Origin of the sequence: Kitasatospora sp. NPDC059648, from assembly GCF_042734825.1 — a bacterium.
GTDB lineage: Bacteria > Actinomycetota > Actinomycetes > Streptomycetales > Streptomycetaceae > Kitasatospora.
In genome coordinates, this window is the sequence record NZ_JBHWDU010000040.1 from 1 (window position 1) to 22,941 (window position 22,941).

Sequence of the window (22,941 nt, forward strand, 5' to 3'; positions counted from 1 at the left end):
GAGCTGCAGTTGGTCCTCGCCACCTGGGCAGGCAATTGCCCGACCTGCCATCGCGACATACCGACACCCATGCGAACCTGACCAAGCCCTACTAGGCAGCGAGACAGGAAGCGGTACCGATGGTCCGTTTGTCAGCCGACTGATGGGGCTGCCGCCGGTCAGCCAAGCCGACAGGCGAAAGCGGAGACGTGGTCAGCCTGCGCAAGGCGGCCGCCTATTTCCCGGCCGAGACGACACGGTGATGATCCGCTTCCGTTTCGTTGAAGATCACCACGGCACCTGGGGCGTCAAGCGGCTGCACCGATCCCGCAGCGCAGAGACCTGGTGAGCGTGACTGGTGCTGCGTCTGCGACGGCCAGCACGGTCGGCCGGACTTGGCAAGCCCTCGATCCGGGCGAGGCCAGCACGGTGGAAGTCGCCCGGATCACGAGGCTGGACGAGGTCGTGGCGTTGTGGGGCATGGGTGGTGGCGTGTCCACGAAAGAGTCACTACCCCTCCGGATCGTCAGCCGGTTAGGGAGTGTCTTACGGATCACGTCGGATCAGCGGGCGTCGTTGGAGTTCGTGCCTGGCGGCGCCCGCCTGGCGGGCGCCGCCAGGCACCCTTCACCCGTACACCGCGGCCAAGGTGGACCCCAGCACGATCACCAGCACGATCAGAGTTATGCCGGCTTTGAGGACCGGGTGCTCCCAGCGCAGGGGCTCGTCGTCCTCCGGCCCGCCGTACGGCTCGAGTTCGGGCGGCAGCCCGAACTCTTCCTCGGGCTCGGCGGGCGGCGCCTCCTCCTGGGCCGCCGGGCGCCGGACGAGCAGCGGCGCGGTGAGGTCGACGGGCAGTGTCCGCAGGAGCGCCTCCAACCGCTGGGCGTCGACGGTCTCGGTCAGCTCGTGCAGTTCAGACAGCAGCGCCTGGTCGGCGACCGCGCGGCTCTGCCCGACCCAGGACAGCCGCCAGCCGGTGGCCAGCCCGTCGCGGACCAGCACCTGGTAGAGCAGCGCGCGCAGGGCGCCGGGCAGTGCGCGGGCCGGGGCCAGGGTCTCCGGGGCCTTGGCGAGGGCCTCCAGCACCGTCTGCAGACTGGGCCGTGTGGTGCGGCCGCTGCGGCCGGCCGCCCGGGCCAGGGCCTGGGCGCTTTCGCCGGTGAGCGTCGCCGCCGCGGTCGAGGCCCAGGCCGCCGTCGCCAGCCAGGTCGTGTCCGGGTCGCCGGCGAATTGCGGCAGGAGCATCAGGCTGAGTTCGGCGGCCCGCTGGTCGGGGTCGGTCAGCACCTCGATCGCGGGAACCGGTACGCAGGCCGGCGCGGCTGCGTCCGCGTGGGCGTCCACGGCGGCTAGGGCGTCCAGGCGTTGCGCGAGCGGGGGGTGGCGATCGAACCGGGAGGCGGGCCGCGTCGGCGGCGAGTTCCGCCATCGGCGGAGGGTGTCCTGGTACTCGGGGGCGGCGAGCATCTGTGCGAAGACGGCGAACGGATCGTCGGGCAACCAGCCTGCCCCGGCCACCGGCTCCAGGTAGTCGCAGAGCAACCGGGTCCAGGCGAGCGCCAGGGAGTGCGCGCTGCGCAAGGCGTCGGCCATCACCACGGCTCCGACGACCTGGGCCGACATCCGGTCCGCCTCGAACTCCTGGCGCCGCCCGATCGCCGAGGTCAGCCGGGTGTAGAGCCGGGCGTAGCCGGAGAACAGGACGTACCAGGTGTAGGCCGGATGATACAAGTTCTCGTCCTGCACCATTGGGTGTCGGCCGAGGCGTTCGAGGATGGATTCGAGCGCGGTGGCCCCCCGGCGGGTGACGGACGACAATGCGGTGTGGCGTCCCGCGTAGTGGCCGAGCTCATGGCAGATCACCGCCTCCAGCTCGTCCCGCGTCAGCCCCACCAGCAGCGGCATCCCCACGTAGAGCCGACGGGTGCCTCCCAACAGCCCCAGCAGGGTGGCGTGTTCGAGGACCATCGCGTTGGCCTGGAGGATCAGGTAGAGCCGGGTCGGCGGGCGCACCCCCAGCCGCCCGGCAAGCTCGTGAACGGTGTTCCACAGGGCTGGTTCCTCCTCCGGGGTCACCTCGACCGAACCCTCCGGGTCCTGGGCCGGACGACCCGCCGCGTACAGCGACAGGAGGACCGTCCCGATGACGGGCGTGGAGAAGACCACCGTCAACAAGAGCCTGCTGAAGTCGTCCGGCGGTGCCTTGACGAGGAGGACCACCAACCCTGCGTAGAGTGCCACGGAGGTGAGCAGGACCAGATAGCTGACGAACAGCATGACGACACCGAGCAACGCCCGCACGGAGACCAGGAACACCGAGGGCTTCACCCGAGCCTCCCGGCGTCCTGACCCCACGCCTCGGCCAGCCGCTCCAGCAGCAGGTCGAGCCCGAGCCGGTCGTGCTCGAAGGCTTCCTCCAGCCACAGGGACGCATCGAGGAGTTCGACCAGCAGCTGATCCTGCAGTCCGCCGGCCGGCGCGTCCACCAGGGCGTCGAAGTCGGCCCAGAGCTCCTGCGAGGTGGTCCTGAGTCGCTTCGCCAGGCTGTTGCGGGCCTGCTTCACATGGACGGCGACCGTGTTGACGGAGATCTTCAGGTCCTCGGCGATCGCCCGCTGCGGCTCCGCCTGGAGGCAGAACCGCACCAGCACCTCCCGCTGCCGTTCGGGCAGATCCCGCACGGCCTCGAGCACCTCGCGCGTCTCGACGGTCATCTCGATCCTGGCCTGCGCGGGGGTTGCCGCCTGCAGCCAGCTCGCCACTTCCCTGGTGCGCCGCTCGCCCCGGCGGCGGAACTCGTTGCGCATGACCTCCCGCAGGTACGCCTCGGGGTGGTCCATCGCGCGCAGCCGCGACCACATGCGGCTGGCCTGCACGTACGCCTCCTGGACCAGATCCTCCGCGGTCTCCCCGTCCTGACACAGGAAGCGCGCCTGCGCGCGCAGCCTGGCTTGGGTCACCCGGACGAACTCCTCCAGTTCTTCGGGAGGTTCCGCCCGGGGTGGCACCGTTCCCTGATCAGACGTCATGATGTCCTTTCCTGCGTGTGATTCGACTTCGACCGTGCTCCGCGCACCAAGAGGACACTCCCGTCCGCCTGCCGGTCCTCCACCGTCGCCCCGGGCCCCGCCGTGCGGACCAGGGTCTCCAGCACGGCGCCGCGCGTGCGTTCCCGCACTACCGCCAGTCGGTAGGACACGAACTGGCGCGCCAGCCTCACGGTGCCGGCGCACATGGCCAGCAGGACCGTCTCCCACATTTCTCCGCCTCTTCTCGTCGACGGCGACGCCTTCGCGTCAACCTCGCATGGTGAAAGGGGTCTTGAGTGGAAAACCTTTACCCTCACAGCAACAGCGATGATGTGATTCACCTCACATCCGCTGCACCGCGCCGCCGATCCGGGACTCGGCTCCACCAGGCACACGCCTGGACCGACGTGATGCCGGGGCGGCGACCTGTAGGCCCTCGGCGTCATCCCACCGGGACAAGCAGGAGGCCGTAGACCCGGGCGCTGCGTTCGGGGCCGGAGAACAACCGCAGCTCTGTCAACAGGCAAGTGGACTGCCGAACTTGGCTTCAGTGCCATGGGCTCACTCGCCCGGTATCTCGCCGACTACCGGCAGGGCTGTCCCACTGCTTCGGCTAGGAGCGTGGGTCAGTAACGAGCAAGCGGCTCCGCTCCCGTGACCGACGGATCGGTCGCGGCGGCCTCGGCGGGGCCTGTGTGGGGTTCGGACGGGGGGCTGCCCGCCAGGTGTCCGGCGGGCAGGGCTCGTGACGTGGCCGGGGAGCCCGGCTGGGTCAGCTGGCCAGGGCGGCGATCCCTGCTGTCCCGGCGTGGCGGAAGATCTTGCGGAGGTTGTGGCAGGCAGCGAGCAGGCGCCACTCTCCGCGGGCGCCGTCCTCGCCGCGCAGGAGGAGCTGGCGGCCGTTCCGGCAGGTCGTGATCTGCCCGAAGACGGGTTCGACGATGGCTTTGCGGCGGCTGTAGGCCTTCCGGCCGGGCTTGGTCCGCAGCTTGCGGGCCGTGCGCTCCTTCAGGGTCGCGTCTTTGGGGATGCGTCCGCGTGGTGCTGGTGGGAGCTGCTCGTCGTGGCCGAGGCGGCCGGTGGCCAAAAAACTCCGGTCGTGCCCGGCAGGAGGACGTGGGCGCTCTGCCCGAAGGCAGATCCGAGCATGGCGCCCATGAACAGGGACGGCGCGAACACGCCGCCGGAGCCCCCGATGCCGATGGTCAGACTCGTCGCCGCGATCTTCCCGGCCAGAAGGAGGACCAGGAGTCCGACGGCGTACTTCCCCTCGACGGCGTTCTCCAGCGCCGGGTAGCCGACCCCGTACATCTGCGGAAGGGCGAGCAGCAGGGCGCCGAGGAAGACCCCGCCGACGGCGGGCCGGGCCCATTCCGGGCCGCGCCAAAGGAAGTCGCAGCCGTCCTCGACGAGGTGGAGGACGCGGGAGAACGCGACCCCGACCACGCCGGCGACGATGCCGAGCAGAGCGAACAGCAGGTACTCCAGCAGATGCTGAACACTGAACGCAGGAAGGTGCAGGAAAGGCGGGGTGCCGAAAGCCGCACGTCCGATCACCGAGGCGGCGACGGAGGCGAGCACGACCACGCCGAACGCCTCGGCGGTGAAGTCGCTCAGTATCAGCTCCATCGCGAAGAACACCCCGGCCAGCGGGGCGTTGAAGATCGCCGCGATCCCGCCCGCGGCGCCGCACGCCATCAGCACCCGCATCCGGTCCTCGGCCACGCGGACCAGGCGCCCGGCGGTGGAGCGAGCGCGGATCCGATCTGCACGATGGGCCCCTCACGGCCGACCGAGCCGCCTCCGCCGATACACAGGGCAGAGGCCAGCGACTTGACCGCCGCCACCTGCGGGGCGATCCGCCCGCCACGGCGGGCGACGGCATACATCACCTCCGGCACGCCGTGGCCGCGCGCCTCCTTAGCGAAGCGCTGCACCAGCGGCCCGTACAGCAGGCCGGCGACGACCGGTGCGAGGAGGACGAAGTACGGGCCCAGCCACGGCATGTGGGGGTTCGGGGCGTGGTCCGCCTCCGAGTAGTCGGCATGCCCGGACAGCAGCAGGGTGAAGGTCCTGATCAGCCAGCGGAAGACGATCGCGCCGACGCCGGCCGCAGCACCGACGACAAGTGCGAGGACGACCAGACCGCTTTCGTCCTCCCGCACAGCGAGCAGGGCCGCACGGGGACCGTGGGAAAAAATATGGCGGTCCGCCGCCATCCGGCGGCGTCGGCATGGTTGCGCGCTTCCCAGACACCTTTGCATTATGCAAATAATATGACGCCGAGACCAGAGCGGCTCGCAGACAGGACATCGATCACACCACCGCAGGAGGCAATTCATCCATGGCCGTCAGACGCCGACCCGCCCCCTCACCCACCGGTGCGCGACGACTGCTGCTCCGCACCCCGATCCTGTTGTACCGGTGGCACCTCGGCCGGCTTCTCGGCAGCCGGTTCCTCCTGCTGACGCACACCGGCCGAAGCAGCGGGCTGCCACGCCGCGTGGTACTTGAAGTCGTCGGCCGCGACCCGCGAAGCGGCGGCTACCTCGTCGCCTCCGGGTTCGGTGCATCCTCACAGTGGTATCGGAACGTCACGCACACACCCAAGGTGAACGTCCAGATCGGCCGACACCGCTTCGCGGCGACCGCCAGCGCACTGACCCCGAATGAATCGGGGCTCGCCATGGCCCACTACGCCGAACAGCACCCTGGGGCCGCAAGGTTACTGACGCATTTCTGCGGCCTCAGCATCGACGGGACGCAACGCGACTACTTCCTCGTCGGCCGCGATCACATCCCCTTCGTGGCCCTCCGCCCCTCGCGGGACGACCGGCAGACAACGGGAGCTCTACCGCCGACCGCGGTCGGCGGCGACCGACCTCAGGGGTCCCGGTGACCCAAGCGCAGCATGACTAAGCGCAGAGCGCTCGCGGCCAGCGAAACGACGCTCCAAGCTGCGGCCAGCAGGGCTGCGAGCAAGCAGGTACGAGCCACCAGCCAGGCCCCGATGGCGATGCCTCGCAGATAGGAGGCGGCCAGAGCACCGACGCATACTGGACCTGGTGCCCCGGGCCGCAGTGGATCTGCTCCCAAGTCGCCACCGGCGAAGCTGCACACCAGCGCCAGCGCCGCGAGACCCGACGCTGCGACAACAAGTTTTCGCAGCACCGAACGTCGACACGACGGTGCCGAGCCACGCACTTCTCGCCACCACCGGCCGAAGACCTGATTCGGCTTCCGCGCCGCTGCGCTCCGCGCGCCCACAGGTGGCCCGGGATTCACTCCGCCTCCTCGGAAGCCTCCGCCTCGGCGACAAGCCGGGCCACTTGATCCGCCGTACGGGATCCGAGCGTTCGCAGGGCATCGAAGACCTCCAGCGTGGTCTTGGCGTCCGCGGCCGACAGATGGGCTCGCTCCATGGCGCGAATAAGGTCGAGCCGGTCGTCGTCGCCCGATCCGGCCTGGCCACCGCCTTCGCCAGATTGCCGCGTCATCGCGACAGGCCCGGTCGTCGGAGCGGATCACCGGCCACAAGAACACCCTTCCCATGAGGCCCCACCCCGCGGGGCAGGCGGCCCCGATTCGGCCGCCCCCGAAGGCGTGACGGTTACGCGGCCTGCCGGGAATAGAGGACTACGAAATCCGTCCCGGCAGGCCGCGTCCGGACCCGGCGGGCCGGGATTGGCACGCCATTCGTCCGGCGCATAGGGGTCCCGGCCGACGAGCGGGGGCCAGCCACCGCCTGCGCGAGGCACCTTCGGCCGGGCGGAGATCCTACACACCTTTGCATTATGCAAAGAAAATGGAGAGGGCGCCAGCCCGTGCGGGTAGAATCGGAGTGGCGGCAGGATCACCGTCACGACGGCGGAAGATCGAATGAACGTGTGCATAGACGCTCCAGGGCGGTAAAAAGGACACATGTCCGACGAGTCCACCGCGCGCACCTCCCGCGACCGGTCCTCCGGCCCCGCCGAGGAAGACCTGGTCACCGCCGTACTCACCGCTTCCCGGGTCCTGGTGGCGATCTCCGCCCGTTCTCTGGGGGAGGTCGCGGAATTCCTCACGCTCCCCCAGTTCCGGATGCTGGTCGTGCTCCACTCCCGCGGTCCGATGAGCATGTCGCGCCTGGCCGAGCACCTCGCGGTGAACCCGTCGACCGCGATGCGGATGATCGAGCGTCTCGTGGCGGCGGGCGTCGTCGCACGGGTGAACAGTCCCGAGGACCGGCGGGAAGTCCGCATCGAACTGACCGACGCGGGCGCCCGCACCGTCGTCGACGCCACCGACCGGCGCCGCGAGGAGATCGCCCGCATTGTCACCGCCATGCCCACCCGACAGCCCACCGGCCTGGTCACCGCACTGCGAGCCTTCGCCGAAGCGAGCGGAGAGCCGTCCGCACCTGAGGAGCACCCAACCGACCTGCTCGGCTGGTGACGGACAGGACAGGGGTAGACGCCTCCAGCGCCGCGCCAGACAGTTCCCGGTTCCGTGCGACGGCCGCCCGGTCCAGCAGTTGCTCGACGGGCAGTCCCAGGCGCCGGTTGTAGACGCGCAGCACCAGTCTCAGCCGGGGTTGATCCGTCTGACCCACAGCCCAGCATGGATGTTGGCCTGGTCGTCACCCGAAGTGAGCGCCAGCACCGCCGCCGTGGCGACGCCCGCGGCGCGCAGGGTCGCCTCGTCCAGCTGCCGCGCCTCGACCGTCTCGACCGCGCCTGCTCGTCCACAGCCAGCGCGGCGATCCGCGGGCCGTGGTCGCCCTAGAGGGACGGCAGGACGACGGTGACACACTGACTGTATAGCGCGGCCGGTTCCACGGCCAACCAGTGCGCCAGCGCGTCATCGCCACAGACGATCATGTGACCGGTCCGCCTCCCATCGGCCTCGGCGTCGGGGGAAACGGTCCGCTGCTGCCGCTGTCGGGGCGGCGACACGACACCGTCCGCTCTGCTCGCGAGGGGGAGGACATCACGCCAGTCTCCCGCCCGACACGGTGGACCGGGCCTCGAGGTCCGGATCGTTGACGCATCGTCACCGCATTCGAACCACGCCGGCTCCTGACATCTCGCATGAGCGGAGCAGGCCGCACGGGTCGCTGCTCAGCTGCGCTGTTGGGGTATCGGGGCAGCAGGCGGCCGATCGTCGCTGCCCCGCTGCCGACCGGCGGCGGCCACCACCCCGGCCGGCGGGCCTCCGTCGGCCACCGCTTCCGCGGCCGTGACGTAGACGGCGAAGGCCCGGCCGACCCCGCAAGCGGCGAGCACATTCGAGGCGGGGGAAGGCTGCGCCGGCAGCACCAGGCGGAATTCACCGCCGCGCGAGGACATGTGGCGGCGCGCGGCGGCGAGCACCGCGAAGAGACCCGCTTCGCAGGAGTGCACGGCGGCAAGGTCCACGACCAGATGCCGGCAGCCATGCCAGATGAGCCGCAGCAGCCGCTCGCGGGCGGCGTTCAAGGCCGGCAAGTCGACGCCGCCGGCGATGTGCACAATCGTCCAGCCGTGTCTTTCGCCGTAGGTGACGTTCGCTGTGCTCACGCAATGCCTTTCGTCTCGGCCACTGGTCCGGCACCAAGGCACCGTCGCCGCTGCCGTGTCGTACGTGAAGGTTTGGCCCGGCCGCCGTAGGGCAGGAACGGAACTCGGGTTGGGGCGGACGCGCTGAGGAGTTGCGAATTCCCGGCTGCGCGGCCGCCCGTGAACGGGCATGGTTCCCGTGGCGGGGATCGCCCGACCAAGGCTCGCCCAGTCCCGTCACCACGATCCGGACACAGAGGCGGGCCTGGCCGAGCAGGAAGACAAGACCTTTGCATTATGCAAAGAATCACGCGACTTGACCAGGGCGAGCCACCGCCTCGCGAGCCACACGAGCCAACGGGCACACAAACACCACACACGTTGACGTTTAGCTCACATCCCGGCCGACTCCGGCGACCGGCCCGCCGCCGACCATCCAATCCAATCGGCAGGCCCCACGGCCGGTCGCGGGCGGGCCGGACCGCTGCCTCGACCGGCGCCACCCCGACCGCAGGGCGGGCATGAATGAACCAGGCCCCTCCGACACCTCTCCGAGGTGCGGCTTGGGGGTAAGGGCACTGGTTCGCGGGGGACGCAAGTCGGGTGCCACGACATCCACCCGGCGGTGGACTCCGCCATCCCGACCGAGACGTCCGGAGCGGCGAGGCCCCGCACGCCCTGCGATCCGGGCGTAGTGGGGCCAGAACGCCAGGGCCCCACCCGCGCCACTTCGGCAGGCGATTGCATTGCGCAAACAAATCCTATCGCCCCAAGTTGAGGGGATTTCTGGCAAGTCATGAGGATTGCCCCAATCGGGGTACTTTCGGCAGGTCGGCCTGCCTGCGGACACCCCTCCCCCTACTCTTGCACAGTGCAAAGAACTGGAGGGGGTGGATACACCCCCGATGACGGAGTTCGGCAAGCCGATGACCCTTCTCAGCCCTTCCCGCTGGCGCCCCCCGATCCTGATGTGTCTCGCGCTCGCGCTGTGCGGGCCTACGGCATGCTCACCGGCGCCTGACGACCCGTCACCGAGTCCGAGTTCGGCAGCCGGGCCGGTCCCGACGGGCACGCCATCGGCCGACGACCAAGGCGCGCCGACCCCCCAGCCGCCGGACACGCGACTGCCCGGTATGCCGGCCCCCCTGGACCCGAATGACCTGTACGCCGCCGACCGGGCCGGCCTGCTGTCCGACACCGTGAAGACGTTCCCCTCCCGGGTCTACGTGCCGAACACCGAGTCCGACACCGTCAGCGTGATCGACCCCACCACCTACCAGGTCATCGACACCCTCCACGTGGGCCACCAGCCCCAGCACGTCGTGCCGTCATGGGACCTCAAGACGCTGTGGGTCAACAACGACCTCGGCAACACCCTCACCCCGATCGACCCCGCCACCGGCAAGGCCGGCAAACCGGTCGACGTCCACGACCCCTACAACCTCTACTTCACCCCCGACGGCCGCCACGCCGTCGTCATGGCCTCCGCCGACCACCAGCTCGTCTTCCGGGACGCCCACACCATGAACGTCGTCAAGTCCGTCCCGGCCGACTGCGCGGGCGTCAACCACGCCGACTTCTCCCCCGACGGCCGCTACTTCATCGTCTCCTGCGAGTTCTCCGGCGAACTCCTCAAGGTCGACACCGCCGCCATGACCGTGCTCGCCAAGCAGAAGATCCCCCACGACGGCTCCATGCCCCAGGACGTCAAGATCTCCCCGGACGGCCGGACCTGGTACGTCGCCGACATGGCGGCCGACGGCGTGTGGATCCTGGACGGCGACGCCTTCACCCCGCCGATCCTCCTTCCAACCGGGCGCGGCGCGCACGGCCTGTACGTCAGCAGGGACTCCAAGAGCCTGTACGTCTCCAACCGGGGCGAAGGCTCCATCTCCGTCCTCGACTTCGGCACCAAGCAGGTCACCGCCACCTGGCACCTGCCCGGAGGCGGCAGCCCCGACATGGGCGGCGTGTCCGCCGACGGCAAGGTCCTGTGGCTCAGCGGCCGCTACGACTCCGCCGTCTACGCCATCTCCACCGACGACGGCCACCTCATCTCGAAGATCAAGGTCGGTGCGGGACCGCACGGCCTGTGCGTCTACCCCCAACCCGGACGCTACTCCCTCGGCCACACCGGCATCTTCCGCTGAACCCCACCGAGCCCCGAACGGGCCGAAACCGCGCGGACGTTTCGGTGGATTGCCCGGAGGCGGCTGTCGGTCCGGGCCGGTTGCAGGCCTCGCCGTCTGAGCTACGATCCCGCCGTGAGTTCGCTGAGTGACCATCACTTACCCATGCAAGCCCTGGCGGGCCTCAAACCGCTTGACCTGGGTGATCCCGAGGTGGTCGGGCCCTACCGCCTGCTCGCCAGGCTCGGCGCGGGCGGCATGGGCCGGGTCTACCTGGCACGCTCCCCGTCGGGGCGACCTGTCGCGGTCAAGGTGATCCGTGCCGAGTTCGCCGATGACCCGGAGTTCCGTCGGCGGTTCCGGCGCGAGGTGGACACGGCGCGGGCGGTCGGAGGTGATCGAACCGCCCCCCTGCTCGACGCCGACGCCGAGGCCGCGCTGCCCTGGCTGGCCACCTCCTACGTGTGCGGACCCTCGCTCGCCGGGGTGGTCGACAGGTTCGGCCCGTTGCCCGAGCACACCGTCCAGGCCGTCGGGGTGGGCCTGGCCGAGGCGCTGGTCGCGATCCACGGCGCCGGTCTGATCCACCGGGACCTGAAGCCCTCCAATGTCCTGCTCGCCGCCGCCGGGCCGCGGCTGATCGACTTCGGCATCGCCCGTGCCGTCGAGGGCAGCGACCTCACCGCCAGCGGCATCGTCATCGGCACTCCCGCCTTCATGTCCCCCGAGCAGGCCGCGGGCCGCCCCCTCGGTCCGGCCTCGGACGTCTACTCGCTCGGCTCGGTGCTGGTGTTCGCGGCCACCGGCGCCGGCCCGCACGGCCACGGAGCCAACGGCGCCGGCATGCTCTACAAGGTCGTCCACGAGCCGGCCGACGTCACCGGGCTGCCGGAACCGCTGCTCCGGATCGTGTCCGCGATGCTCGCCAAGGATCCGGCCGAACGGCCGGAGCCGCGCGAGATCGCCGACCGGCTGCTCCACGGCGGCGCGACACCGCCGGACGGCACGTCACCGACCATACGAACGGCGTGGCTACCGGCCCCGCTCACCGGCGAACTGGCCCGCCACGCCGAAGCGGTGGCAGCCCTGCACCAGCCGCTGCGCGAGTCTGCCGCGACCGCCGTGGACGCAGGTGGTGACGCAGCCCGGGCGCCCCTCGAGCAGGAGCCCGCACCGGCACCCGGCCCTGCGCCCGGGCCCGAGCCCGAGCCCGCGAGCAGCGAGCAGCGGAGTCGGCCATCCCGGCGGCTCTTCCTCGTGGGCGGCGCGTTGATCGCCACCGGCGGCGGAGCCCTGTGGGCCGTCCAGCGACACCAATCCACCAGCAGGGCCGGCGCCAAGGCGCCCCAAGGCCCGGTCCCGACGCCACGCTGGCACTACCCGGCGACGAACGCGCCCGCGGGCCTGGTGTGCGCCCCCGCCACGAAGACTCTCGTCCTGCCCGTCGGTAGGGGCTTGGTCGCCCTGGACACCGACAGTGGCTCGGCGAGGTGGGCGGTCCCCGACTACCCGGTCTCCTACACCGTGATCAACGACTCCACGCTCTACCTCTACAACGGGATCAGTGCCGACGGGTACGAGCTGTCGACCGGACAGCACACCTGGACGCTCGAGAACGCCCCCGGGAACCCGGTCGCCATCAGCGGTGACGTGTTCTGCTTCACCACCGGCAACGCAGCCGTCACCATCCCGTCCAACCTGACCGGATGGTCCATCAGCCGCAAGAAGGCTGTGTGGAACCGCACCACCAACGCCGGCGTCATCACGACCGCGGGCGGCCTGGTCCTGATGGCCCGTAACGGCTGGATGACGGCCGTCAACTGCTCCGACGGCACGGACAAGTGGATCGGCAACTTCCCGCTGCCACGGTCCCGGGACGCCTTCGCGACGGACGCGGACGGCTTCTACTGCACGATGGACGGCACTTCCAACCTCTACGCGGGAGAGCTCGACAGCGGCGAACGCCGGTGGAGCGTCACCGCGCCGGACAAGAGCGACATCAGGGCCGTCACGGCGGTCAACGGCACCGTGTACGCGGTCCTCTCACCTCCCTCACCCAGCGCCTACGGGCGGGTCGCCGCGTTCAGCGCCAAGGACGGCTCAGTGCTCTGGGTCTACGACTCGCCGAGGCCGCTGGCCGACCGCCCACCCGTCCTGACGGGCAGGACCCTCGCACTGCTGGCCTCCGAAACGGACGCCCCCGGCGTCGTCGCCGTGGACGTCGGCAGCCACCGGACCGCCTGGGTCTTCAACACGCCGCCGGGCAAGGCCAAGTACCCGAACGGCGATCTCGCCACCGACGGCCGGCAGATCTACCTCCAGCACGCCACGGACATCTACGCCCTGCCTACCACCTGACCCGGAGACCCGGCATCCACGGCCCCGTCATGTGCTCATCGAGCACGCCCAGGGCGATGTCGGCCAGCAGCGGGGCCAGGATGCCGCCCTGCGGCGTGCCGGTCATCGTGTCCTGGTGGGTCGCGTCCTCCGTCACCGCATGCCTCGTCCAGCTGATCGGGCCCGCACTGGACTGGCTGGGCCGGGCCCTGGGCGCCTCCCCGTTCCATCACCTCACCGCTGTACCGGCCCAGCCGTTCGCCCCGGTGTCTCCACCGTGGTCGTGAGAGGGCGGTCCTGCACAGGGCCGGACATGCAGCACTCCAGAAATACCCATCGGGGTATATTGGAAGAGAGGGAAATGTCCTTCTTCTGATTGATCGCGAGGAGTCCTGCCATGTGTCGACGTACCACGTGCCGCACCTGCGGCAAGGCCACCTACGCAGGGTGCGGGATGCACGTCGACCAGGTGCTTGCCGGCGTTCGCAAGGCCGACCGCTGCAGCTGCGACCGAAGCGCGGGCAAGGGTGGCGGCTTCCTGGCGAAGCTGCTGGGTCGCCGCTGAGCGGACGGGCAGGCGCCACTCGATCGGGCCGTGTCGGGAATCCCCGACGCGGCCCGATCCATTTCCACCGGCCGTTGCTCCGGCCCTGCGCACTGGAGGCCGCTCGTCGACGGCGCGAACGTGCCCGCCCGACGCAACGGCAGGAGCGCCGGCGGCGGGAGCGCTGGATTGCGCTCCCGCCACCGGCGGTCGGGATCGGTCACCCGTGGGGGAAGGTGACCTTCGGCAGGACCCGGTCGAGCCATGCGGGGGTGTGCCAGGCGGCCCGGCCGGCCAGCCGGAGGATGACCGGGAGCAGGACCAGGCGGACTAGGGCGGCATCGAGGAGGACGGCGACGCCCAGGACGATGCCCATCTCCTTGGGCGGCAGCGGCCCGGAGATCGCGAAGGTGAAGAAGACCGCGACCATGACGCCGGCCGCCGCGAAGATCACCCGGCCGGAGTGGGCGAGGGCGCCGACCATGGCCTCCTTGGGGTCGCCGCTGCGCTCGTAGTGCTCCTTGGCGGAGGCGAGCAGGAAGACGGTGTAGTCCATCGCGATGGCGAAGATCATCGCGAAGAAGAACACCGGCGCCCAGCCGTCGAGGAAGCCCTGCGGTTTGAAGCCGAGCAGGCCCGCGCCGTGGCCGTCCTGGAAGACCAGCCGGGCGACGCCGAAGGCGGCTCCGGTGGAGAGCAGGCTGGCGGCGGTGCCGAGCGCGGAGATCAGCGGAGCGCGCAACGCGATCAGCAGCAGCAGGAAGCCCAGGGCCATGACCACGCCGATGACCAGCGGGGTCTTCTGGGTGAGCAGGTGCTGGAGGTCGAGGTTCTCGACCGCCGCGCCGCCGACCAGGGTGTCGTGCGGGAGTTCGGCGCGCAGGGTGTTCACGGTGGAGCCGAGCTGTGGGCTGGACGGGTCGACGGTGGGGACGGCCTGGATCATCGACCAGCCGGAGCCGTCGGCGGCACGCTGGGCGGGCATGACGCCGGCGATGCCGGGCGTGTGGGCGATCTGCTCGCCGACCGAGGCGGCCTGCCCGCCGGGGGTGATGATCTGCAGGGTGCCGGGGGCGCCGGGGCCGAAGGCCTGCTGGACGGCGGTGTAGCCGGCGCGGGCGCTGTCGTGGGCGGGGATGACGGTGATCGACGGCATCGCGGTGCGCAGGCCGATGACCGGTGCGGCGAGGGCGATCAGGGCGGCCAGCGCCAAGGCGCCGTAGCGGACGGGGTGCTTCCAGAGGCGTTCGCCCCAGGCGGCGAAGCGCGGGGAGCGGTGTTCGCCGGACTTCACCCACGGCAGGGCGAGGGCGTCGACGCGGTGGCCGAGCTTGCCGAGGACGGCGGGCAGCAGGGTCAGGGTGGCGGCGAGGACGAACAGCACGGCGAGCATGATGCCGCCGGCCATCGACCGGAACGCCGGGGACGGGACCAGCATCACGGCGGACAGGCTGACCAGCACGGTCGCACCGGACAGCAGCACGGCCTTGCCCGCGGTGTCCATCGTCTCCGCGACCGCCTCGGCACTGTTCAGTGAGCGTCCCATGCGGGCGCTGCGGAAGCGGACGACCAGGAAGAGCGCGTAGTCGATGCCGAGCGCGAGGGCGAACATCATGGCGAAGTTCATCGCCCAGATCGAGACCGGGAACAGATGGCCGATCAGCACCAGCGACCCGGCGGAGGCGGCAAGGCCGGCCATGGTGAGCAGCAACGGCAGTCCGGCCGCGACCAGCGAGCCGAAGGCGAGGACCAGGATGGCCAGGGTGACCGGCCAGGACATGATCTCGGACTTCATCATGGCGTCGTGGTTGGCCTTGTTGAAGTCGCTCCACAGCACGGAGGCACCGGTGGCGTGCACACTGACACCGTCGGTGGACAGGGCGTTCAGCGGACCCTTGAGGTCGTCGGCGGCGCGGACCATGTCGTCGGGGTTGGCCTGGGCGCCGGCGAGCAGGATGGCGGTGCGGCCATCCTGGCTGATGGTGGTGCCGGGCTGGGGCGGGACGACGGTGGAGATCCGCGGGTCGGCGGCCGCGACGGCCTCGGCCTTGACGATGACCTGCTGGACGGCGGGGTCGGTGACCGGCCGGTCGGCGGCGACGACGATCTGCAGGGCGGAGGAGGCGTTACCCGCGAAGTGCTGCTCCGCCAGTTGGCGGACCTTGACCGACTCGGAGCTGTTGGCCTGCCAGCCGGCGCCCGAGAGGGCGCTGGTGACCTGGGGGGCGAACGCGCCGAGTCCGACCACGACGAGCAGCCATCCCACGAGTACGGCCTTGAAGTGCCCGGCCGACCAGGCGCCGAGACGGCCCAGGAGGCCGGCACGGCCCGGCGGACCGGGCGGCGCCGGGGTGGGGGGCTTGACGAGGGAGGTGTCCGGGTGAGACACGGGGGGTGCTCCGTTCCGAGGGCGGCCCGGCGGGCTCGCAATACGGGTGGGGGTATATGGAAAACCGAGAAAAAGGGCCCACAGGAGCGGGCCCGGGGAACGGCGGTCAGCCTGCGAGGACGTCCAGCGCGGCGCGCAGCCGGCCGGCGGCCTCGTCGGCCACGTCTTCGAGCGCCGGCCGCTCGGTGACCCGCACCATCAGTTGCGGGTCCATCACCTCGACGACGGTGCTCCCGTCGGCCGCACGCACCACCACATTGCACGGCAGCAGCAGCCCGATGCGCCGGTCGACCTCGAGGGCGCGGCTGGCCAGCGCCGGATTGCAGGCCCCGAGGATGACGTACTCCTCGATCTCCTCGCCGAGTCTGGCCCGCAGGGTGGCCTGGACGTCGATCTCGGTGAGAATCCCGAAGCCCTGCCCGGCGAGCGCGGACCGCACCCGCCCGACCGCTTCGTCGAAGGGCAGGTCGAGGGTGAGGGGAATGCCGTAGTCCATGGCGTGCTCCAATCGTGGCGTGAGGTCAGGGGGATCAGGTGGCGAGGTCGCGGCCGGAGAGCGACCACCCTGCGGTCCCGCCCAGGACGGACGCGGCGTCGAACCCGGCGCGGCCGAGCAGTTCGGCTCCGATCCGGCTCCGGCTGCCGGAAGCGCAGATCACCATGACGGCGCGGTCGCGAGGCAGCTCGGCGAGGCTTCCCGCGAGCATGCCCAGCGGGATCCAGCGGGCGCCGGGCACATGCCCTGCGGCGAACTCGAAGGCCTCGCGCACGTCGAGCACCAGCGCGCCCCGCACCCGTGCGGCGGCGAACGCCTCTATGTCGACTTCCCGAACCATGATCCGCCTTCCATAAATACCCCTATGGGTATGCAGCAGAGTACGTCAACGCCCGAAGGGAGAGCTGCATTCCGCCGCAGACCATCGGGCGCGTCGTCTGCCCTCGCGCTCCGGCCGGGTCTCCTGACCCACCCGCAAACAGGCCGGTAGGACATGGGACGGCGCCGCCGACGGACGGGCGGGACGTCAGGCCAGGGCGAGGAAGAGCTTTTCGAGCTCGGCCTCGCTCATCGGCGGCGCGTCGCCGTCTGCGGTGGCCATGCACTGGCGCATGCCACTGGCCACGATCTTGAATCCGGCCCGGTCGAGGGCGCGGGAGACGGCGGCCAGCTGGGTGACGATGTCCTTGCACTCGCGCCCGGCCTCGATCATCGCGATGACGCCGGCGAGCTGACCTTGCGCGCGGCGAAGGCGGTTGAGGACCGCGCCGACCGCGTCGTCGCCGACCTGCATGTGCGCACCTCCAGAGTGTCGTTCTCCCCCGAGTTTACCCCGTGGGGTATATATCGGGCGCAGGTGGGGATCAAGGACCCTCCCGACAGGGCCGGTCGGCTCTGGTCTGTCGCTCGGCACCGGTTTCCACTGGAGGTGACCCCGACCGCCACCGGCCGCTTCGCGGCCCGTCGACAGGAGCAGACCGTGACCCCGCCCGCGCAGAGCGCCTCACCCACCGGCTCCGACGCAGCACCCCCTCCCGGCCGGATCCGGATCGAGCACCTGGCCGGAGACCGCTACGAGATCGCGGTTCGCGGCCACCGGATCGTGGTGGACCAGCCGGTCGAGGACGGCGGCCAGGACTCCGGCCCCACCCCGACCGAACTGTTCGCCGCGTCGCTCGCCTCATGCGTGGCGTTCTACGCCGGCCGTTACCTGACCCCGCACGGCGTCGATCCGAAGGGGCTGCGGGTGGACGCCGGCTTCACGATGGCCTCCGACCACCCCGCCCGGGTCACCGAGGCGACCCTCACCGTGAAGGCACCGGAGGGCCTGGACCCCGCCCGGTACGACGCGCTGCTCGCCGTCGCCTCGCACTGCACCGTCCACAACACGCTCCACCAGCCGCCGACCGTCCGCATCGGGATGGCCCCGTCCGACGGACCGGAATAGCCGACCGCGCCGATGCCTTCCAGATCTCCTCGATCCCGACCCTGATGGCGGTGCGCGACGGCGTCGTCCTCTACGCCCAGCCGGGTGCGCTGCCGGAGGCCGCGCTGGAGGACGTGATCCGCCGGGTCCGCGCCGTGGACATGGACGACGTTCGTCAGCGGATCGCGGCATCCGCCGCGTAGTCGACGAGCCCGCCGGACGAACTGCTGGCCGCCGGAGAAGCGCGCTGCACCGACCGGCTTCGCGACGGGCCGGCGGCCTGCGCCCGCCCGACTGAGGCCTGTTGCGGCATGTCGGTCACGGCGGCTCGAGAATGGCCGTGCCCGGCACTGTCGCTCCGTAGTGGATCGCCGACTTCGTACAGGCACGCCCGCCGAGCGCCCGTGGACTCTGCCATGCACCTCTTCGACCGCCCTCTGCTCGACACCCTTGCGGAAGTCCCCGAGGGCCCGAGAACGGCCGACCTGCCGCAGCGGCTGCGGGGGCCACCGATTTCGAGAACGGCGAACGGCAGTACACCTCCGAGGACCTTGCGCCCCACCAGTGGACGTTCTCGGAGAAGCTCGCAGATGTTGCCCCGGAGGACCGGAGGAACGGGGCGCAACGTCCGTCACGACCGATTGACGCATCCTCAGCGTCGCTGCGTGTCGGTGTGGGTGGCAGCCATTTGCGTCACAGCCACTCATTGATGGCCGCGGCGGGAAGATCCGCTTCCAGGTCCCGTCGCGCTGCCAGCGTCGGCGCAGGTGGTAGGCCCGGTCCCAGCACCCTTGCCGCTCCGGTACGTCCCGCCACGGTGGACCGGTCCACACCCTTTGTCAGCGCAGGTCGACCATGACCTTCGGCGGGTGCCGGAGGGTGTTGGTGACCGCGCACCGGGTGAGCGCGTCGCGCAGAGCGGCGTGCCGCTGCGGGTCGAGGCCGGGCGGTACGGCGAAGACCAGGCGCAGGGAGATGATCCTGGCGGGCTGGTCGTCGGTTCGTCGTAGTGGGCGGTGACGCGCAGGGTGTCGTGCGGGAGGCCCCGGCCTTCCAGGAATCGGGCGGCGCGTTCGGCTGCACAGGTTGCCGCCGACGCCACCAGCTGCTCCACGGGTGTGGGTGCCGAGGCTCGACCGCCGGCTGTGAACAGGTGCCGGCCCCGTGCGGTCGCGGCCCAGCCGTGGGGGCCGACACGGACCACCTCGACCACCCCCCGGGCGGCCGTGGGTGACGACACGCCCTCGGCGCGGGCTGCCTGGTCGAGCAGGCGCTGTGCGAGTTCACGCGCCTCGGCTGGGCTGAGTCCGGCCCGGATGCGGGAGGTTCCGCCGGTCTCGGGTCCGACATCGAGGGTGACGCGACCGATCCGAACGGGAGGACCGCTAACTATCAGCTGTCCTACGTCGATCCGCCGCCCGCAGGCGGTGACGAGCGGCTCGGCTGCCTGAACGGCCACGTTCGCCATCACTCCCACAACCCTTCCATAAATACCCCTATGGGTATCTATGGAAGCAGTCGGGGAGCGGTGGGTATTCCTTCCGGACCAGGGGCGGGGTTCAGGCGGCGGGCTGGTGGGCGGCTGCCCACGCGGCGTAGCCGCCGAGCAGGTCCGAGACGTCGCCGTAGCCGTGGTGGCGCAGGAGGCTGGCGGCGATGGAGGAGCGGTGTCCGCTTGCGCAGTGGAGGACGAGCGGCCGGTCGGTGGGGATCTCGTCGAGGCGGCCGGGCAGTTCGTTGAGGGCGATGTGGACGGAGTCCTCGACCGAGCCTTCGGCGCGTTCGCCGCAGGTGCGGACGTCGATGACGAGCGGCGGCAGGTCTGCGGTGAGGGCGGTGCGCAGTTGGTCGACGGTGAGGCGGCTGGCGGGTGTGAGGTCGTCGGCAAGGGCGGCGAGGACGGTCTCCGGGTCGGCGAGGTGGCCGGCGGTGCGGTCGAAGCCGATGCGGGCGAGGCGGGTCACCACCTCCCGCTCCTGTCCGTCCGGCGCCACGACGAGGATCTCGGCGTCCGGCGCCAGGACGGCGCCGGCCTGTTCGGCGAAGCGGCCGTCGGCGGGGACGTTGATGGAGCCGCGCAGGTGTCCGGCGGCGAACTCCTGGGGGCTGCGGGCGTCGACGACGACCGCTCCGGCTGCGCGGTGGGCGCGGAACTGGCCAACGGTGAGCGGGTGGTGGGCCAGCGCAGCGTCGTAGAGGGCGCGGTCCTGGCGGTTGAGGGTGGCGTCGTAGCCGAAGTATCCGGGTGCGGTGGACTGGCCGGCGGTGACGATGGCGACGAAGTCGTCCTCGCCCATCGGGGCGCAGGCATAGTTGGTGGCGCGCTGCGCACCGATGGTGGACTGCCGCTCGGTGGACAGGTTCTTGCCGCAGGACGAGCCGGCACCGTGGGCGGGGAAGACCCGGACCTCGTCCGGCAGCGACATCAGCTTGTACTGGACGCTGTGGTGGAGCATCCGGCCGAGCTCCTCGGCCGTCACGCCGACGGAGGCCAGCAGGTCGGGCCGGCCGACGTCGCCGATGAACAGCGCGTCGCCGGTCAGCACGCCGTACGGCACGGCATCCTCGGCGCGCTCGTACACGAGGACGCTGATCGACTCGGGGGTGTGGCCAGGGGTCTCCATGATCTGCAGAGCTACCCCACCGAGGCTGATCCGCTCGCCGTCGGCGAGGTGGCGGATCGGGTACTCGGTCTCCGCGCGCTGCCCGTAGCCGATCCACGCGCCGGTGCGGGCCGCCAGCTCCAGGTGGCCGGCCAGGAAGTCGGCGTGGAAGTGGGTGTTGATCACGGCCTCGATCGTGAAGCCGCGCCCCTCGGCCTCCGCGACGTACTCGTCGATGTCGCGCCGCGGGTCTACCACCACAGCGCGGCCGGTGGCCTCGTCGGCGATCAGGTACGAGGCTTGGGAGAGGCAGTCGAGGTAGTACTGGGCGAAGAACACGTGGATCGCTCATGTTCCTGAGGCAGTGGCAGCTCGGCCCGATGCGGCCGAATCGGGCCGCCGTGTGATCCCGAAAGATACGGGGTGGGGTATCCCTTGCCCTCAAAGATACCCCCATGGGTATTATCGAAAGCAAGGGGCGCCGTTCACAGGCCGTCACTCGCCACCGCGCCAGGTCGTCACCAGCACCGGCGCGCCGCTTCCACCGACTCGCAACACACCCATCGGAGGCCAGCCATGCTCTCGTCCCACCAGCCACCCGCCTCGCCGCAGGCCACCCCGGCCGAGGCCGAGCGGATGGTCGCGGCCGGCCGGGCGGTCCTCGTCGACGTCCGCGAGCAGGAGGAGTACGCCGCCGGCCGAGCGCCCTCCGCGGTGTGGGTTCCGCTCGGCGTCCTCGACGCCGGTGGCGATCTGCCGCCCGACGCGGCGGGACGGACGGTGCTCGCGATCTGCCGCTCGGGCAACCGCTCGCAGCTCGCCGTCGCCCTGCTCACGGCGCGCGGCGTCACCGCCGTGAACGTGGCGGGCGGGATGCGGGCCTGGGCCGACGCCGGGCTCCCCGTCGTCACCGCACACGGCACGGGCGGACAGGTCATATGACCGCGCTCGTGCTGGCCCTGATCGCCGGTGCCGTCGTGGGTCTGGCGCTCGGCGGCCTGGGCGGAGGCGGCAGCATGCTCGCCGTCCCCGCCCTGATCTACCTGCTCGGCTTCTCCCCCGCCCACGCCGGCACCGCCAGCCTCCTCATCGTCGCCGCCACCTCGCTCACCGGACTGCTCGCCCATGCCCGCGCCGGTCGTGTGCGCTGGCGCACCGGATTGCTGTTCGCCGCCGCCGGACTCCCGCTGGCCGCCGCCGCGGGCGCACTCTCAGCCCACCTGCCCGCCACCCTGCTCACCGTCGCGTTCGCGGTGCTGGCGGCGTTCGCCGCCTGGCGCATGCTCGCCTCCGCGCGCAAGCCGAAGGACACCGCACGGCACCGTCCCCGCGACCCGGGGGGCGATCGGCCCACCGAAAGCGGGCCCGCACGGGCCGCAGCCACCGGCGCCGGCCTCGGCGCCGTCACCGGTCTGCTGGGCGTGGGCGGCGGCTTCCTCGCCGTCCCCGCGCTGGTCTCCGTCCTCGCCTTCACCATGGCCGAGGCCGTCGGCACCAGCCTGCTGGTCATCAGCGCCAACTCGCTGGCCGCCCTGGTCCCACGCATCGGCACGACCGGCTCGCTCGACTGGGCCGTGATCGCCCCGTTCACCGCCGCCGCCGTCCTCGGCGCCTGGGACGGCAAACGCCTGGCCGACCGCTTCAGCGGCCACACCCTCCAGACCGTCTTCGCCGTCGCGCTCCTCGCCGTCGCCGCCCTGATGATCACCGACGCGCTCCACTGACCCCGCACATCGCACGCCGCTCCCCCACTGGAAGGACCCCACCCCATGGCAACGCCCCTGACCGTCGAGCAGCTCCACCCCCGACTCGAACAGCTCACCGTCATGCGGTTCGCCGCCAACCCGATCAGCAGCTCCGGGCGGCACCCGGGCCGGCTGGTCGTACGGCAGAACCGAGCCCGACCCGAGCGCACAGGTCGAACCCAGCCGTACGCCGTCCTGCCGCGCCGAACCACCGTCAGGGGCTCGACAACCCCGAGCTCACCACGACGTGCCCACCGAGGCCACCGCCGACCTCGGCGACCCGGTCCGCCGCGCGGGGCCCGCAGCCGCACCGGGCGCACCTCCCGCAACCGCCGGTTCGGCGGGCGGAGGCGGTACGGGGGGCGCGGGCTCGACACCGACCGGCGGAAGTCCGAGCGGACAACCGCCTGCTGCCGGGAACCAGCCGTTGTCGCAACTCCACTTGCCGGACTCGTTCATGAGCATGGCCCGCAACGACGGCAGCAGTGTGGATCGACGTCAACACCTTTGTGGTGCTCGACATTTCGGATGCCGTGTCCGGACAGAACGTCACCAAGGCTGCGGAAATGGCCCGGGAGTTCCGTGCTGCGGCCGAGTCCCGCCGATAGCCCGGTTCCTTCCATCGCCGGGGCGGGGCCTTGGTCCGGCCCGTGGGGCGAACCGGCTCGGACGCGCGTCCTCGGAAGAGGCCCGGCGGGCGTGGACCGGGCCTTGGGGTCGGGACCTCGGCGCTTCGGTTCCC

At 71.0% G+C, this 22,941-nt stretch carries 21 protein-coding genes and 2 pseudogenes; 10 read left to right on the top strand and 13 right to left on the bottom strand.

The annotated features are described in order from the left end of the window. Positions 1–606: 606 nt before the first annotated feature. The 4 genes and pseudogenes from ACFV1W_RS22905 to ACFV1W_RS22920 all read right to left on the bottom strand — a co-directional run. Positions 607–2,310, bottom strand: a complete 1,704-nt coding sequence (locus ACFV1W_RS22905; protein WP_380419071.1) for a M48 family metalloprotease — start codon at positions 2,308–2,310, stop codon at positions 607–609. Next, the gene (locus ACFV1W_RS22910; RefSeq protein ID WP_380419072.1) at positions 2,307–3,011 is read right to left on the bottom strand and encodes a sigma-70 family RNA polymerase sigma factor; all 705 of its coding nucleotides are present in this window, start codon (positions 3,009–3,011) and stop codon (positions 2,307–2,309) included. Before ACFV1W_RS22910 ends, ACFV1W_RS22905 begins: the two co-directional genes overlap by 4 nt. 772 nt (positions 3,012–3,783) lie before the next feature. Further along, positions 3,784–4,101 (bottom strand): annotated as a pseudogene (locus ACFV1W_RS22915) (transposase); the annotation flags it as partial. Between the two features lie 2 nt (positions 4,102–4,103). Further along, positions 4,104–5,155, bottom strand: a pseudogene (locus ACFV1W_RS22920) (chloride channel protein); the annotation flags it as partial. Between the two features lie 200 nt (positions 5,156–5,355). Between ACFV1W_RS22920 and ACFV1W_RS22925 the strand changes: the two are divergent. Further along, positions 5,356–5,910: a nitroreductase family deazaflavin-dependent oxidoreductase gene (locus ACFV1W_RS22925; protein ID WP_380419073.1), complete on the top strand. Its 555-nt coding sequence runs from the start codon at positions 5,356–5,358 to the stop codon at positions 5,908–5,910. Positions 5,911–6,292: 382 nt separating this feature from the next. On the opposite strand, the gene ACFV1W_RS22930 is transcribed toward ACFV1W_RS22925, so the two are convergent. Beyond that, positions 6,293–6,508, bottom strand: a complete 216-nt coding sequence (locus ACFV1W_RS22930; protein WP_380419074.1) for a hypothetical protein — start codon at positions 6,506–6,508, stop codon at positions 6,293–6,295. Positions 6,509–6,932: 424 nt separating this feature from the next. Between ACFV1W_RS22930 and ACFV1W_RS22935 the strand changes: the two genes are divergently transcribed. Further along, complete coding sequence (locus ACFV1W_RS22935; protein WP_380419075.1) at positions 6,933–7,448, top strand: MarR family winged helix-turn-helix transcriptional regulator; 516 nt, start codon at positions 6,933–6,935, stop codon at positions 7,446–7,448. A gap of 129 nt (positions 7,449–7,577) precedes the next feature. Here ACFV1W_RS22935 and ACFV1W_RS22940 read toward each other — a convergent pair whose 3' ends face one another. Both ACFV1W_RS22940 and ACFV1W_RS22945 read right to left on the bottom strand, forming a co-directional pair. Next, positions 7,578–7,805 carry an NAD-binding protein gene (locus ACFV1W_RS22940; RefSeq protein ID WP_380419076.1) on the bottom strand — a complete coding sequence of 76 codons (228 nt, stop codon included), beginning with the start codon at positions 7,803–7,805 and terminating at the stop codon, positions 7,578–7,580. A gap of 308 nt (positions 7,806–8,113) precedes the next feature. Continuing rightward, complete coding sequence (locus ACFV1W_RS22945) at positions 8,114–8,551, bottom strand: STAS domain-containing protein (RefSeq protein WP_380419077.1); 438 nt, start codon at positions 8,549–8,551, stop codon at positions 8,114–8,116. A gap of 1,112 nt (positions 8,552–9,663) precedes the next feature. On the opposite strand from ACFV1W_RS22945, the gene ACFV1W_RS22950 reads away from it, so the two are divergent. Together ACFV1W_RS22950 and ACFV1W_RS22955 are read left to right on the top strand one after the other, a co-directional pair. After that, positions 9,664–10,680, top strand: a complete 1,017-nt coding sequence (locus tag ACFV1W_RS22950; RefSeq protein ID WP_380419078.1) for a hypothetical protein — start codon at positions 9,664–9,666, stop codon at positions 10,678–10,680. 144 nt (positions 10,681–10,824) lie between these two features. Further along, positions 10,825–13,017: a protein kinase gene (locus tag ACFV1W_RS22955; RefSeq protein ID WP_380419079.1), complete on the top strand. Its 2,193-nt coding sequence runs from the start codon at positions 10,825–10,827 to the stop codon at positions 13,015–13,017. Here ACFV1W_RS22955 and ACFV1W_RS22960 read toward each other — a convergent pair. Next, positions 13,007–13,153 (bottom strand): hypothetical protein, encoded by a 147-nt coding sequence (locus ACFV1W_RS22960; RefSeq protein ID WP_380419080.1) that lies wholly within the window; start codon positions 13,151–13,153, stop codon positions 13,007–13,009. The two genes, ACFV1W_RS22955 and ACFV1W_RS22960, sit on opposite strands and share 11 nt — an antisense overlap. 240 nt (positions 13,154–13,393) lie before the next feature. On the opposite strand from ACFV1W_RS22960, the gene ACFV1W_RS22965 reads away from it, so the two are divergent. Next, positions 13,394–13,561 carry a hypothetical protein gene (locus ACFV1W_RS22965; RefSeq protein WP_359974478.1) on the top strand — a complete coding sequence of 56 codons (168 nt, stop codon included), beginning with the start codon at positions 13,394–13,396 and terminating at the stop codon, positions 13,559–13,561. 199 nt (positions 13,562–13,760) lie between these two features. Here the strand turns inward: ACFV1W_RS22965 and ACFV1W_RS22970 are convergent, their stop codons facing one another. The 4 genes from ACFV1W_RS22970 to ACFV1W_RS22985 form a co-directional block, all read right to left on the bottom strand. Further along, positions 13,761–15,929: an MMPL family transporter gene (locus tag ACFV1W_RS22970; protein WP_380419081.1), complete on the bottom strand. Its 2,169-nt coding sequence runs from the start codon at positions 15,927–15,929 to the stop codon at positions 13,761–13,763. A 106-nt stretch (positions 15,930–16,035) separates the two neighbouring features. Continuing rightward, positions 16,036–16,425 carry a DUF302 domain-containing protein gene (locus tag ACFV1W_RS22975; RefSeq protein ID WP_380419082.1) on the bottom strand — a complete coding sequence of 130 codons (390 nt, stop codon included), beginning with the start codon at positions 16,423–16,425 and terminating at the stop codon, positions 16,036–16,038. 34 nt (positions 16,426–16,459) lie between these two features. Continuing rightward, entirely contained in the window at positions 16,460–16,765 is a 306-nt protein-coding gene (locus ACFV1W_RS22980; protein WP_380419083.1) for a rhodanese-like domain-containing protein, read from the bottom strand. 186 nt (positions 16,766–16,951) lie between these two features. After that, on the bottom strand, positions 16,952–17,218 hold the full coding sequence (locus tag ACFV1W_RS22985; RefSeq protein ID WP_380419084.1) for a metal-sensitive transcriptional regulator: 267 nt from the start codon (positions 17,216–17,218) through the stop codon (positions 16,952–16,954). A 135-nt stretch (positions 17,219–17,353) separates the two neighbouring features. Here ACFV1W_RS22985 and ACFV1W_RS22990 point away from each other — a divergent pair, with 135 nt between their 5' ends. Together ACFV1W_RS22990 and ACFV1W_RS22995 are read left to right on the top strand one after the other, a co-directional pair. Further along, the gene (locus ACFV1W_RS22990; RefSeq protein ID WP_380419085.1) at positions 17,354–17,872 is read left to right on the top strand and encodes an OsmC family protein; all 519 of its coding nucleotides are present in this window, start codon (positions 17,354–17,356) and stop codon (positions 17,870–17,872) included. Between the two features lie 44 nt (positions 17,873–17,916). Then, on the top strand, positions 17,917–18,054 hold the full coding sequence (locus ACFV1W_RS22995) for a hypothetical protein (protein ID WP_380419086.1): 138 nt from the start codon (positions 17,917–17,919) through the stop codon (positions 18,052–18,054). Between the two features lie 1,356 nt (positions 18,055–19,410). Here ACFV1W_RS22995 and ACFV1W_RS23000 read toward each other — a convergent pair. Beyond that, positions 19,411–20,793 carry a rhodanese-like domain-containing protein gene (locus ACFV1W_RS23000; RefSeq protein WP_380419087.1) on the bottom strand — a complete coding sequence of 461 codons (1,383 nt, stop codon included), beginning with the start codon at positions 20,791–20,793 and terminating at the stop codon, positions 19,411–19,413. A gap of 237 nt (positions 20,794–21,030) precedes the next feature. Between ACFV1W_RS23000 and ACFV1W_RS23005 the strand changes: the two genes are divergently transcribed. The 3 genes from ACFV1W_RS23005 to ACFV1W_RS23015 all read left to right on the top strand — a co-directional run bounded on the left by ACFV1W_RS23005 (position 21,031) and on the right by ACFV1W_RS23015 (position 22,807). Next, positions 21,031–21,396, top strand: coding sequence for a rhodanese-like domain-containing protein (locus ACFV1W_RS23005; protein WP_380419088.1), 366 nt, complete (start codon positions 21,031–21,033; stop codon positions 21,394–21,396). Then, positions 21,393–22,178 (top strand): sulfite exporter TauE/SafE family protein, encoded by a 786-nt coding sequence (locus ACFV1W_RS23010; protein WP_380419089.1) that lies wholly within the window; start codon positions 21,393–21,395, stop codon positions 22,176–22,178. The genes ACFV1W_RS23005 and ACFV1W_RS23010 overlap by 4 nt, the downstream gene beginning before the upstream one ends. 506 nt (positions 22,179–22,684) lie before the next feature. Continuing rightward, positions 22,685–22,807: a hypothetical protein gene (locus ACFV1W_RS23015; protein WP_380419090.1), complete on the top strand. Its 123-nt coding sequence runs from the start codon at positions 22,685–22,687 to the stop codon at positions 22,805–22,807. Positions 22,808–22,941: the final 134 nt, after the last annotated feature.